We start from the raw sequence: 13,721 nt of genomic DNA, 5'->3' as shown, positions 1-13,721 counted from the left end.
TGTAGATATATTTTTTATTAATTTTCGTTATTCACCCATCTTATATCCCAAGTTTATTTTTTAATCAAGCTGAATAAAAAGTACGCTTATCATCACTCAATTTAGTTAAAATTTTTATCCAGTTAAAATTCAATAATAAAAGTACGTTATAATAAATATTTGTTATACAACTTAGGATCAAACCTTGAACAAATTTGCAGCCATAATTTTTGTTTTATTATTATCGTGTGGTGCTGCGCTATGGTTTTTAGCCAGTGACTCTTTAAATTTTCATATTAAAAATCAACTTCAAAATATTGGTTCGCAACTAAGCCAACAAAAAGTAACGGTTGAAAACGTAACAATCCATGGGTATCAGGGAACAGGAACCATTAGCAATTTTGTGTTGGCCCCGTCACAGTTATCAAATATTTCGACCTATGGAAAATCAACACTAAGTATTGCCGCCATTCATTTAGTGGTTGATCGTGATAGCTTAAAAGAAGATATTATTCTTATCGAGAGTATTACCATCGATGGTTTAAGTGCTTCAATTTATTACAGCGAAGATGGTGACAGCTTTAAACAACTACTATTAACCGTGCAAAAAAATATAGATCAATTCACCCTCAAAGACAGTAGTGTCAAAAATCAGCAACAAGTTACAACGACGCCACGTTTATTAAAGGTGGCTAAAATAACAGTAAATTCGCCAGTACTTAATTTAATAGGTCATAAAAACGCACCAATAATCACTAAAACATTACCTCGTTTTGAATTAGAAATTGTTGATAAAGAAACCGGTAACACTGGTGAAACCATAGGTATTGAGTTATTTGAAAAATTACTGAGCGCATTAAATAACCAAGCAACTATGCTTACAAAAACATTGTAAAGCTTGAAATAGTCTAATAACCCAGCTAATAATAGCTTTACTCTTTTATGTTTTTATCCGTATTGAAAAGGTCATAAAATGCGAACGTCATTAAAGTCAGCAAATCTCATTTGCATCCTACTTATTAATTCAGTTTTATTGTTATTACCTTTTACAAGTCATGCTCGAGATATAGAAATAACTCCCTTTATCGGGCAAATGTTCAGTGCTGATCTAATTAATAGCCAAAACGGCACAGACCTGGTTGTCACTGATGATAAAAATTATGGATTAGCAATCGCTTGGCAAGATTCACCTAATGGCCAAGGACAAATATTACTTAACACTGTTAGCCATGATTTTATCAGTAGTTCAGATCAACAAGAGCACTCCTTCGATATTACCTACTTGCATTTCAGTGGCGTTACTCAGCTTAAACAGCAAAATTATGTGACGACCATCTCGCTAGGTATCGGTGCCACTTATTTTGAAACTGACAGTAAAGACGAAATTTACCCCTCCCTCACTATGGCTTTTGGCACACGCTACGAACTATCAAAGAATATAGCTCTTGTTACAGAGCTTCGAGGTTATGCAAGTTATATAGAAGAGGATAATCAGTTATTTTGTCAAGAAACCATCTGCCACGCTTTGTTAGAAGATGGTCTGTGGCTTGATGGAAGTATTTCAGTTGGTTTAGCTATTAAGTTTTAGTCATCATTGATAAACCATTTTATTATCAAGGTCATTACTTACTTATTACCGATTGCAAAGATAGAGTAAACCTGCTGTTATAATCAAAACAGCTATCATTGTTAGACCTAGCTGATGTTGCAGACAAAATTTCCATAAATAGCTTCATCTAATGAAAAGCAGGGCTTTAAATTTGATACAGCCGTCGGGCTTGAACAAAAATTTCTTTGGCCGCGATTTTGAAAAGAAGCCGTATTATAAATCACTCGTTGTAAATTAAGTCCGGTAAAGCACTTTAATTACATGCCAACCAAATTTAGTTTTAACAAGATGGGGCTCTAATATTGCACCGCTAAAAGCCACTTTATCAAACTGAGGTACCATTTGACCTCGTTTAAACTCGCCTAAATCGCCCCCTTTTTTACCCGATGGACATGACGAATGTTTTTTAGCTAATGTTTGAAACTTAGCTCCTTTAGCTAGCTGCTTAATAATATCTTCTGCAATTTCTTTATGTTTAACCAAGATGTGAAGTGCATGCGCTGTTGCTGCCATATTGAAACCTTTTTAATACTGTCTAATAAACACGCATATTATAGCGGATCATGACTAATCTATTTGAATATTATCTTTCGGAAAACAAAAAGCCCCGACTCTTTCGAATCAGGGCTTTCATATAATGGTACCGCAGGACGGACTTGAACCGTCACTTCTTTCGAAACCGGATTTTGAATCCGGCGTGTCTACCAATTCCACCACTGCGGCTTAAATATTTTTCGTAGTAACTACCAAAAATTTAAACTGTTTATCAATAACGCCAGTGCGTTAATGAATCTGTTCGGCATTATACGAAAATAACTTTATTAAGCAATAGTTTTTATCAATCGTTGGTGTGTATGTTTATTATTTGCTCGATTTGGAGGGATTTGAAAGTTTAGAGCATTAAACACCGACTTAATTAATGCTTAGGTGACGGTTCCCCTCCAATAATGCGATTATGTATAGCTCGCAACACTCAAGAAAAATCTTGCCTTCATCGGCTATTGTATCGAAATTAAAATAATTTTAATCAAAATACACGGGGCAATATATAAACAAGTCATTTGATGCCAATCTAAAATCATTCTTGTGTGATATAACATAACTATGGAAAAAGCTTAGTAACAATTTACTTACTGTAAATTGACAATTCCATATGGAGAAATATTATGAAAACCTTAATAAACAATTCTAAAAAAGTACTTATCCCCTTAATTATGGGAAGTATTTTTGCTGGAAATGTTATGGCCGCAGGCCCCTATGCGGTTGAACTTGGCGAAGCAGGTACTTTCACCATATTGAGTAAATCTGGAATTACTGATGTTTATCCGTCTGCTGTTACCGGTAATGTCGGCACTAGCCCAATTACAGGCGCTGCGCTTTTACTCAACTGTGATGAAGTAACCGGCGCTATGTATACGGTTGACTCTGCTGGTCCACTGCCCTGCTCAATAAATTCACCTTACCTTTTAGGATTAGCAGTCAGTGATATGGGCATTGCCTACAATGATGCTGCAGGCAGAGTTCCTGCTGATCATACCGAACTTGGTGCGGGTGAAATTGGTGGCCTAACACTAGCACCTGGCGTTTATAAATGGTCTTCAGACGTCAATATCAGTACAGATGTTACTTTTAATGGCACTATGGATGATGTTTGGATCATGCAAATATCAGGTAATTTAAATCAGGCAAATGCCAAGCGCGTTACTTTAACGGGTGGCGCTTTAGCCAAAAATATTTTCTGGCAAGTCGCAGGTTATACCGCACTCGGCACTTATGCATCCTTTGAAGGCATCGTGCTCAGTAAAACCTTGATTTCTGTTAATACTGGAACCACTGTTAACGGGAGACTATTGGCACAAACTGCTGTTACATTGCAAAAAAACACGATTAACGCGCCAACTGAGCAATATGAAGAAGCTCCTCAATAACAACGTAGTGACTACAGTCAAATAGCGTTAACGACATATAAAAGGTAGCAAACTTCAATGCTACTATCATTTTTGTATGTCGTTTTTTAATACTATTTTAGCGATAAAAAACACAAATAATCATCTCTCTTATACTTTAGCTATTGTGTTTGATAAACTGTTAAAAATTTATTATTCACGTGACTTATGACTTTCATTTCATCTCAACATTTCCCCCGTGCCGGTTTTCGCCGCCGCTTAGCTTCTTGGGTATATGATCTTTTAATTGCCATTGCGGTATATATGACTGCTGGCGCAATGTCATTTCTATTGATGTACTTAGGTTTTCACTTTGGCTTATTCGGCTTACAGGGGTACGAACACTTTTCTGATGCTATTGCCAATACGGCTTGGTTAAAGTGGCCAAATGAGTTTTGGAAGCTTGCTTGGGTGTCGTTTTTCTTTATTTGGTTTTGGTCTAAAACCGGTCAAACCTTAGGGATGAAAGCGTGGCGTTTACGTGTGCAAAACCAAGATGGTACTTTGATCAATAAGGTTACTGGCCTAAAAAGATTACTGCCTACGCTATTAGGTTTAGGTAACTTTACGGTGATTTTTGATCGTAAAAACAAATTAAGCTTACAAGACAGGTTAACGGATACAGAAGTGGTGGTTTTAACGTTAGACGCTAACCGCGGTCGTTTGTAGAGTACTCCTGCTAATACGGGGCAATAAAAGTGAGGCATGATAAATGTGATTATCATGCCGACTAATCACATTTATCGACTAAAAGGCGCGCAAGTAAAAGTTAACTGGGCCGTTTATTCATTAGATATAACGCTAATGATACAAAGATAAAGCTGGGCATTAACGCGCCAAAAGCCGCAGGCAACTGATACACTAAGCTTAACGACCCTAACACTTCGTTTGTAATAAAGAACAAGATTCCTGTTGCTACTCCCATCATAATTCTTGCCCCCATCGATACTGAACGCAAAGGTCCAAAAACAAAAGACAAGGCAAGTAACAGCATCACCGCAACGGTTAGTGGTTGAACGATTTTACGCCAAAAAGCTAAAACGTAACGACTTGAGTCTTGGTTGTTTTCTTCCAAATAACTTAAGTATTCAGATAAGCCCCGTAATGATAAAGCTTCGGGAGTAACCATAACGACGCCAAGTTTTTCAGGCGTCAAACTCGATGTCCACATTTTTACCTGCGATGACTCGGTAACCATTTTGTTTTCACTTAAATGGGTATCGACAACATCACGTAACTGCCAAGCATCTTTTTGATAAATAGCACTATCTGCAGATAACCAACTTGATAGTTTTAATGATTTATCAAAGCGGTATATTTGTACATCGTTTAATTTCCCTTTATCTTCTACTTCACCAATATGAACAAAATAATCGCCGTCTTTCGCCCAAGTTCCATCAGCGGATGAAATTAAGCTTCCGCCTGATATCGCCTGTGCTTTAAGCTGTCTTGCGGCTAATTCACCAACCGGCGCTAACCATTCTCCGACCGCCATACTGATAAAAACGAGAATAGTCGCTGACTTCATCACTGATTTTATAATGTCTACCCGCGACAAACCTGCCGCTTGCATAACCACAAGCTCACTGTTTGTTGCCAGCATGCCCATACCGATTAAACCACCAATTAGTGCTGACATCGGGAAAAACATTTCAATATCGGGTGGGATTTTATAAAGCACAAATAAAGCAGCATGCGCAATATCATAGTTACCCTTGCCCACGGTTTTCATTTCTTCAACAAACTTAATGATACCACTTAGGCTGACAAAAACTGATAACGTTAAGAGCGTTGTAGATGCAATAATTCGACCAATGTACATGTCTAATATACGCATTATGATGATGTTCCTTTGCGGGTGAAATTGCGAAATAATAGCGGAAGCTTAGCTTTGATTTTCATCCCAAAACTGCGATCTTTTATAAGCAGACTTACGCCTAACACAAGCACAAATAAGTGTACTGGCCATAAACCTAAATTTTTAGGTATTGTGCCCGACTCAACGCCAGAGCGGACCGCTGTCAGCATCAAGAAATAACCTAAAAACAGCAATAACGCCGGTAACATTTTAGCAAATTTACCTTGCCTAGGATTAACAACACTTAAAGGTACGGCAATTAATGTCATGATCAAACACGCAATAGGAAAAGCAATGCGCCAATGACTTTCCGCACTAAAAGCAGCGGTATCTTCCTCAAACAAATCTTGGGTGGGAATAGCCCTTAATTTTCTATTTTTGTGCGCCACTTTTTGATCTTGTATTTGGATATAATACTTATCAAAAAAGACTTCTTTGAATTCTTTACTCTTAGTATCGTTTTGATAACGTGTACCGTCACTCAAGACTAAACGCTGTGAGCCACTTTCTTCCTCAATCACTTGTCCGGTTTGTGCATAAACTAAACTGGCATTAATAATACTTTTATCCGTGGCTTTTTTATCAGGAAGTTGCGCAACAAAAACTTTTTCAAAGGTGTTGTCATTACGATTTTTATCGTGAATAAAAATGACGGCTTTTTCATTACCTGTCGTTTGAAAACGACCAGCAATAAGCGAACTTAACCCCGAGTCTGCGGCTAATTGTTCTTTAACTTGATACTCATATTCCGAGGCCATAGGTGATAGGTACAGCGTAAAAATTCCGGTAAATATCGCTGTCACAAAACTTAAAATCAGTGTAACCCGCACTACGTACCATTCACTGACACCACAAGCATGCAATACTGTCATTTCGCTATCGGCATAAATACGCCCGTAAGCCAATAAAACCCCGAGAAATAAACTTAAGGGTAAAATCATTCCCGCTAAGTCAGGTATCTTTAAACCAATAAAGACCATAACCAAGTGTCCGGGGATCCCACCTTCGGCAGCATCATCAAGAATACGAACAAATTTATTACTAATAAATATGGTCATCAGCACTAAGAAAACCGCTAATTGAGTTTTAGCGACTTCTTTAAGTAAATAACGAAAGATAATCATAAGAATTCCCTATAAAAACATCGTTTTTTTCTGACATCTGCTCTATTTTTAAGTAAACTTGTCGTTTTCATAAGTAATATTAATTTTTGCTCTGAGGGGAATTCGCTTGCACCAAGCTATAATTATAGCCTGTAGCTGAATACTTTTAAAAGTAAGCATAACGATTATTTATAGATTTAAACAAGTTTACTCGTAAATTTCATTTAAAAACAGCTTGTTTTTGTACGAATTAGGAGAGCTCATGGAGTTCAACGTAAAAAGTGGTAGTCCCGAAAAGCAACGTAGCGCCTGTATTGTCGTTGGCGTTTTTGAACCTCGCCGTCTTTCAGCGATTGCTGAACAACTTGACGAAATTAGTGAAGGCTATATCAGTAACTTATTGCGTCGCGGTGATTTAGAAGGTAAATCAGGGCAAATGTTACTGCTTCATCACGTGCCTAATATCTTAAGCGAACGTGTTTTGTTGGTCGGTTGTGGTAAAGAACGTGAACTTGATGAACGTCAATACCGACAAATTATCAGTAAAACTATTAGTACGTTAAATGAAACGGGCTCGATGGAAGCTGTGTGCTTTTTATCAGAACTTCATGTTAAAGGTCGTGATACCTATTGGAAGGTACGCCAGGCCGTTGAAGCGACTCAAGACTGTTTATACAGCTTTGACGGATTAAAAACGCGTAAAGTTGAAGCACGCCGACCTCTACGTAAAATGGTTTTTAATGTACCAACACGTCGAGAGTTACCGATGGGCGAACGCGCTATTTCTCATGCGCTTGCTGTCTCTGAAGGTATAACAACCTGTAAAAATGTTGCTAATATGCCGCCAAATATCTGTAACCCAGCATATTTAGCAGAACAAGCTAAGATTTTAGAAAATGATTACGACAATATCAGCACCGAAATAGTTGGCGAGAAAGAAATGGAAGAATTGGGTATGAATTCATACCTTGCCGTTGGCCGAGCTTCACGTAATGAATCTATTATGAGTATTATTAAATATAATGGTGCTGGTGATGATGTTAATCCGATAGTTTTAGTCGGTAAAGGTGTGACTTTTGATGCCGGTGGTATTTCTTTAAAGCCTGGCGAAGCCATGGATGAAATGAAATATGACATGGGTGGCGCAGCGGGTGTTTTAGGTGCTATGCACGCCCTAGCAGAATTACAGTTGCCGATTAACGTTATTGGTGTTTTAGCCGGTTGTGAAAATATGCCCGGTGGCGATGCTTACCGCCCTGGTGATATTTTAACGACGATGTCAGGACAAACAGTTGAAGTATTAAATACCGATGCAGAAGGTCGCTTGGTTTTATGTGACGCGCTGACGTATGTTGAACGCTTTGATCCTGAACTTGTTATCGATGTAGCAACGCTTACTGGTGCCTGTGTGGTTGCCTTAGGTAAACATGCATCGGGCCTGTTGAGTACGCACAACCCATTAGCACATGAGTTGTTAAATGCTTCTGAACAAAGTGGTGACCGCGCATGGCGTTTACCGTTATGGGAAGAATATCAAGAACAATTAGAAAGCCCATTTGCTGATTTTACCAATTTAGGTGGCAAAGGCGCAGGTACTATTACGGCTGCCTGTTTCTTAGCGCGTTTCACTAAAAAGTACCACTGGGCACATCTTGATATTGCCGGTACGGCCTGGCGCAGCGGCGGCAAAGACAAAGGCTCTACTGGTCGTCCGGTAAGCTTATTGACTCAATTTTTATTGAATCGTGCCGGCGCAGAGCAAAGCGAATAACTCTAGACTAAAAAGAAATAAAAGGAACAACGCAAACATGCAAACACAAGTAATGTTTTATTTGCTTGAAGAAGATGCAAAGCATGAAGCGGTGGCTGAACAGTCACATGCTCATGCTTGTTTGCAGGCTGCTAATTTTTATCGCCAAAATCAGCGGGTATTTATTTACTGCGCTGATCAGCAAACAGCTCACCAGTTAGATGAACTGCTTTGGGCCTTTGAACCTGACAGTTTTGTTCCTCACAATTTACCGGGCGAAGGCCCTAAAAATGGCGCTGCCGTTGAAATTAGTTGGCAACCACCCACTAACCGACGCGCTATTTTAATAAATTTAACCAGCACAGTGCCTCACTTTGCTAATCAGTTTTCACACATTATTGACTTTGTACCCAGTGATGAAACCCTCAAACAACAAGCTCGAGAGCGCTATAAAGGCTATCGTCAATGGGGATTTCAAGTGGATAATCAAACCGCGCCACAACCGTCACAGTCAATTAATGCACTTTAATCAAGTTAAGTAGTCATCCCCATGGAAAAAACATTCAATCCTTCAGAAATCGAACAGTCTCTTTATCAAAGTTGGGAAGAGCAAGGTTATTTTAGCCCAACAGGTGAAGGAGATGGCTATAGCATTGCTATACCACCACCAAACGTTACCGGTAGTTTGCATATGGGACACGCGTTCCAACAAACTATTATGGATACCTTAATTCGTTATCAACGTATGCAAGGTAAAAATACTTTATGGCAAACCGGAATGGACCATGCGGGTATTGCCACACAAATGGTGGTAGAACGTAAAATTGCTGCCGAAGAAGATAAAACTCGTCACGATTACGGTCGTGAAGCTTTTATTGATAAAGTATGGGAATGGAAAGACGAGTCTGGAGGCACGATTGGCAAGCAAATGCGCCGTTTGGGTAACTCTATCGATTGGTCTCGCGAACGTTTTACTATGGATGATGGCATGTCTGAAGCGGTGCAAGAAGTTTTTGTTCGCTTATTTGAAGACGACTTAATTTATCGTGGTAAACGCTTAGTTAACTGGGATCCAAAATTCCATACCGCTATTTCTGATTTAGAAGTTGAGAACAAAGATAAAAAAGGTCACATGTGGTACTTACGCTATCCTTTGGCTGATGGCGTTAAAACCGCTGAAGGTAAAGACTACTTAGTGGTAGCGACAACTCGACCAGAAACTGTTTTAGGTGATACCGGTGTCGCGGTAAACCCTAAAGATGACCGTTATAAAGATCTGATCGGCAAACATATTTTATTACCTTTAGTTAATCGTTTAATCCCTATTGTTGGCGATGACCATGCTGATATGACCAAAGGTTCAGGTTGTGTGAAAATCACACCTGCACATGACTTTAACGATAATGAAGTCGGTAAACGTCATAATTTGCCATTAATCAATATTTTAGATAAAAATGCTGCTATTTTAGCAAACGCTGAAGTTTATAAAAATAACGGCGAACCTTCTGATGCCTACAGCACTGAATTACCAAGTGAATTTGCAGGACTCGACCGTTTTGTTGCCCGCAAAGCCATTGTCGCTAAATTTGACGAGCTAGGTTTACTTGTTGAAGTAAAAGATCATGATTTGGTCGCACCTTATGGTGATCGTTCAGGTGTGATTATTGAACCATTATTAACCGACCAATGGTATGTTCGCACCGCACCTTTAGTAGGCCCTGCCGTTGACGCGGTTGCAACGGGTCAAATTGAATTTGTGCCTAAACAGTATGAAAATATGTACAACGCTTGGATGCGTGACATTCAAGACTGGTGTATTTCTCGTCAGCTTTGGTGGGGACATAGAATTCCAGCCTGGTACGATGAAGATGGTGGTGTTTATGTCGGTAGAACCGAAGCTGAAGTGCGTGCTAAATACTCGTTGACGGCAGATTTTGTCTTAAAGCAAGACGATGATGTACTCGACACTTGGTTCTCATCAGCATTATGGACGTTTTCTACCTTAGGCTGGCCAAGCAATATGGAAGATCTTAAAAAATTCCATTCAACTGATGTACTTGTTACTGGCTTTGACATTATTTTCTTCTGGGTTGCCCGCATGATCATGATGACCATGCATTTCATTAAAGATGAAAATGGCCAACCACAAGTACCGTTCAAAAAAGTCTATGTTACCGGTCTTATTCGCGATGAAAATGGCGATAAGATGAGTAAATCAAAAGGCAACGTTGTCGATCCTCTTGATATGATTGATGGCATTGCCCTTGATGAGTTATTGGAAAAGCGCACCGGCAACATGATGCAGCCAAAATTGGCGGCAAAAATAGCTAAGCTAACCAAGAAAGAATACCCAGCAGGTATTGAAGCTCATGGTACTGACGCATTACGCTTCACCTTAACCTCAGTTGCATCAACAGGCCGTGACATTACCTGGGACATGAAACGCTTAGACGGTTACCGTAATTTCTGTAATAAATTATGGAATGCGAGTCGTTACGTGTTAATGAATACCGAAGAGCAAGACTGCGGTAAAGTCGTTAATGGTCAACAAGGTGAAGTGGAGTTTTCATTAGCTGACCGTTGGATATTAGGTCAATTCCAGCAAACCGTAAAAACTGTCCATGAATCTTTTGAAGCCTTTCGTTTCGATTTAGCTTCACAAGCACTATACGAGTTCACCTGGAACCAATTTTGTGATTGGTACTTAGAGTTAACAAAACCAGTATTGTTTAAAGGTAGCGAAGCACAGCAACGTGGTACTCGTCATACCTTAGTGACTGTGCTCGAAAGCTTATTACGCTTGATGCATCCTATTATGCCATTTATCACTGAAACAATTTGGCAACGTGTTGTGCCATTAAGTAACTTTGTTGCTGATAACAAAGGTAATGAAAACGCCAGTATTATGGTCCAGCGCTTTCCACAGTTTGATGAAAGCCAATGTGACCAGACGGCTATTGGTGATTTAGAGTGGGTTAAACAGTTTATTGTTGCTATACGTAATATTCGCGGCGAAATGGATATTTCACCCAGTAAAGAATTACCGGTACTGCTTAAAAATGTTAATGCTAACGACCAACGTCGCTTAGATGAAAATCAACAGTTTTTAAGTGCCTTAGCTAAACTTGAAAGTATTACGGTATTAACAGACAAGGACAATGCACCTCTGTCTGCTACTGCTGTTGTTGGTGATTTATCAGTATTAATCCCAATGGCGGGATTAATTGATAAAGAAGCTGAGCTAGCCCGTTTAACAAAAGCGGTCGATAAACTAGAGAAAGACGCTGAGAGAACCCGTGGGAAATTAAGCAATGAAAAGTTTGTTGGTAAAGCTCCTGAAGAAGTTATCAACAAAGAAAAGACCAAGTTAGCTGATACCGAATCGGCCTTAGCCAAGCTTGCTGAACAAATAGTACAAATTTCGGCGTTGTAAGGGTTGTTTATCTTATGATTGATAATAATAATGATTCTCAATCATAAATATCTAATAAAGCCAGCATCTTAGCTGGCTTTTTTATGTCATAAAAAAGTCATCAAATCTTAAGATTTTTATAGGATTTCAAGAAAATATTGTGCTAACATACTTTCGCGTTGAGTTTTTGCGTTTCGGGAGAAGGATATTTCAACTATTTACCTTAATTTAACAAGGTCGATTATTGATTAACCTCAGACGCTACTAGTTTGTGTTATTGGAAACCTTTCTCTGTCTGTACTTTTATAGGTAGAGAGCATTTACTCCGTATATTTCATAGTGGATAATCCACTTATTACTATTTTTTAATTAATGACCTACGGGAAATGTTGACATGTCTGATTCAGTAACTGGTAAAGTAAAATTTTTTAACGAATCTAAAGGATTCGGTTTCATCGAGCAAGATAACGGACCTGACGTTTTTGTTCACTTCAGCGCTATCTCTGGTGACGGTTTCCGTACACTAACTGACGGCCAAGCTGTTACTTTTACTATCAAGCAAGGACAAAAAGGTCCTGAAGCTGAAAACGTAATTGCTTCTTAATAACGACTTATCGTAGTTATTAAAGGATCTTAGGATCCGAATAAAAAAAGCGGAACAATGAAAATTGTTGCGCTTTTTTTTATACTAAAATTCAACCCACCACATTTTTTAAAGAACGCACATACCTTCAAACACCCCGTTGCTATCAAAGCCATTAACAAAGTCATTACTAAAGATCATCAAAAACGCATCAGTGATTGAACAAGAGTATGTGTTCTTATTGCTATGAGTTTATTTGTACGGCTGGGCCGATGAATCGCGTTTTAAAAGAACTTATTGGCGCAGCCATAGTGTTTGTTAATTAATAAAAAGAAGTGAGCTAATGAAGGGAGGTTTACAATAGTGACACCGTTATTAAATAGCGCAGCGGAAACACCCGTGAAAGGTATCAGCAAGGCTATAAAATACGGTGCCTTATTTTAGTTAGTGCCTTATCTCTGCAGAAATGATATCTACAATCGCATCAATATGCATTTCATCGGTATTTAAAGCTGGAATATAATGATACGTTTCACCACCAGCACCAATAAACATATCTCGGTTTTCGTGCACTAACTCTTCTAAAGTTTCTAAACAATCAGCACTAAATGCTGGGCTAATAATAGCGACATGCTTATTATCAGCAGCAAGATCAACAAGCGTTACATCGGTATAAGGTTGTAACCACTCTGCTTTACCAAAACGTGACTGAAAGGTCATCACAAAATCATCCTCGGTAAAGGCTAACGCTTCCATTAATAAACGCGTTGTCTTTGCACAACAACAATAATAAGGGTCACCCTGCTCTAAGAAATACTTAGGCATACCATGAAAAGATAATACTAACTTATCCGGCTTACCATGTTCGGCAATATGCTTATTTACACTTTGCGCAAGGGCCGCTATGTATTTAGGGTTGTCATGATAACCACTAATAAAACTTAAACTTGGGATCCAACGCCACGATTTAATTTTATTAACGACCGCATCGAAAGTAGAACCAACCGTTGGACCTGCATACTGAGGATACAGAGGTAAAGTAATTATCTTACTGACTCCTGCAAGTTGTAATCTGTCTAAAGCATCATCGATTGTAGGCTTACCATAACGCATTGCCAGCTCAACTCTGACATCATCACCATATTTCTCAGTGAGCACTTTAGCGACTTCGTCTTTTTGCTGTTGGCTAATAACTAATAAAGGTGAGCCTGATGGTGTCCAAATACTTTCATAGAGTTTTGCTGATTTTTTAGGTCGAACCCTTAAAATAATGCCATGCAAGATCATTAACCAAATAAGTCGAGGTATTTCAACGACCCGAGGATCAGATAAAAACTCGCCTAAGTAGCGTCTCAAAGCTGATGCAGTAGGCGCTTCAGGTGTGCCAAGATTGGTGAGTAAAACACCAACTTTAGCCGTTTTATTATGTATTTCTTTGGTACGGCCGTGAAAACGTCCACTAAATTTAGGCATGAATTCGA

General features: G+C 38.9%; 12 protein-coding genes and 1 tRNA gene. 8 read left to right on the top strand and 5 right to left on the bottom strand.

Annotated features, from left to right (window positions below; all coding sequences use genetic code 11):
* Nucleotides 1-184 precede the first annotated feature (184 nt).
* Together H4J57_RS07255 and H4J57_RS07250 are read left to right on the top strand one after the other, a co-directional pair.
* Complete coding sequence (locus H4J57_RS07255; RefSeq protein WP_182242368.1) at nt 185-874, top strand: hypothetical protein; 690 nt, start codon at nt 185-187, stop codon at nt 872-874.
* Nucleotides 875-952: 78 nt separating this feature from the next.
* Complete coding sequence (locus H4J57_RS07250) at nt 953-1,567, top strand: hypothetical protein (RefSeq protein WP_182221803.1); 615 nt, start codon at nt 953-955, stop codon at nt 1,565-1,567.
* Nucleotides 1,568-1,822: 255 nt separating this feature from the next.
* Here H4J57_RS07250 and ppiC read toward each other — a convergent pair whose 3' ends face one another.
* The gene (ppiC, locus tag H4J57_RS07245; protein ID WP_070375841.1) at nt 1,823-2,101 is read right to left on the bottom strand and encodes a peptidylprolyl isomerase PpiC; all 279 of its coding nucleotides are present in this window, start codon (nt 2,099-2,101) and stop codon (nt 1,823-1,825) included.
* A gap of 125 nt (nt 2,102-2,226) precedes the next feature.
* Nucleotides 2,227-2,311: transfer RNA gene (locus H4J57_RS07240), tRNA-Leu, on the bottom strand.
* Nucleotides 2,312-2,754: 443 nt separating this feature from the next.
* Between H4J57_RS07240 and H4J57_RS07235 the strand changes: the two genes are divergently transcribed.
* Nucleotides 2,755-3,516, top strand: a complete 762-nt coding sequence (locus tag H4J57_RS07235) for an ice-binding family protein (RefSeq protein WP_182218267.1) — start codon at nt 2,755-2,757, stop codon at nt 3,514-3,516.
* A 186-nt stretch (nt 3,517-3,702) separates the two neighbouring features.
* Nucleotides 3,703-4,203, top strand: a complete 501-nt coding sequence (locus H4J57_RS07230) for an RDD family protein (RefSeq protein WP_182218268.1) — start codon at nt 3,703-3,705, stop codon at nt 4,201-4,203.
* A 100-nt stretch (nt 4,204-4,303) separates the two neighbouring features.
* On the opposite strand, the gene lptG is transcribed toward H4J57_RS07230, so the two are convergent.
* Both lptG and lptF read right to left on the bottom strand, forming a co-directional pair.
* On the bottom strand, nt 4,304-5,371 hold the full coding sequence (gene lptG / locus H4J57_RS07225) for an LPS export ABC transporter permease LptG (protein WP_220465994.1): 1,068 nt from the start codon (nt 5,369-5,371) through the stop codon (nt 4,304-4,306).
* Nucleotides 5,371-6,516 carry an LPS export ABC transporter permease LptF gene (gene lptF, locus H4J57_RS07220; RefSeq protein ID WP_182242367.1) on the bottom strand — a complete coding sequence of 382 codons (1,146 nt, stop codon included), beginning with the start codon at nt 6,514-6,516 and terminating at the stop codon, nt 5,371-5,373. Before lptF ends, lptG begins: the two co-directional genes overlap by 1 nt.
* 241 nt (nt 6,517-6,757) lie before the next feature.
* Between lptF and pepA the strand changes: the two genes are divergently transcribed.
* The 4 genes from pepA to H4J57_RS07200 all read left to right on the top strand — a co-directional run bounded on the left by pepA (nt 6,758) and on the right by H4J57_RS07200 (nt 12,261).
* Nucleotides 6,758-8,266, top strand: coding sequence for a leucyl aminopeptidase (pepA, locus tag H4J57_RS07215; RefSeq protein WP_182242366.1), 1,509 nt, complete (start codon nt 6,758-6,760; stop codon nt 8,264-8,266).
* Nucleotides 8,267-8,303: 37 nt separating this feature from the next.
* Entirely contained in the window at nt 8,304-8,774 is a 471-nt protein-coding gene (locus H4J57_RS07210; protein WP_182172566.1) for a DNA polymerase III subunit chi, read from the top strand.
* Between the two features lie 21 nt (nt 8,775-8,795).
* A complete protein-coding gene (locus H4J57_RS07205; RefSeq protein ID WP_182242365.1) occupies nt 8,796-11,678 on the top strand; it encodes a valine--tRNA ligase in 2,883 nt (960 codons plus the stop codon).
* A gap of 373 nt (nt 11,679-12,051) precedes the next feature.
* On the top strand, nt 12,052-12,261 hold the full coding sequence (locus H4J57_RS07200) for a cold-shock protein (protein ID WP_070375833.1): 210 nt from the start codon (nt 12,052-12,054) through the stop codon (nt 12,259-12,261).
* A gap of 423 nt (nt 12,262-12,684) precedes the next feature.
* Here H4J57_RS07200 and hemH read toward each other — a convergent pair whose 3' ends face one another.
* Nucleotides 12,685-13,713 (bottom strand): ferrochelatase, encoded by a 1,029-nt coding sequence (gene hemH, locus H4J57_RS07195; protein WP_182242364.1) that lies wholly within the window; start codon nt 13,711-13,713, stop codon nt 12,685-12,687.
* Nucleotides 13,714-13,721 lie beyond the last annotated feature (8 nt).

This window comes from Colwellia sp. BRX8-7, from assembly GCF_014077275.1.
Taxonomy (GTDB): domain Bacteria; phylum Pseudomonadota; class Gammaproteobacteria; order Enterobacterales; family Alteromonadaceae; genus Colwellia_A.
Note: the sequence above shows the minus strand (reverse complement) of the source record. Positions and strands in the feature narration are given on the sequence as shown.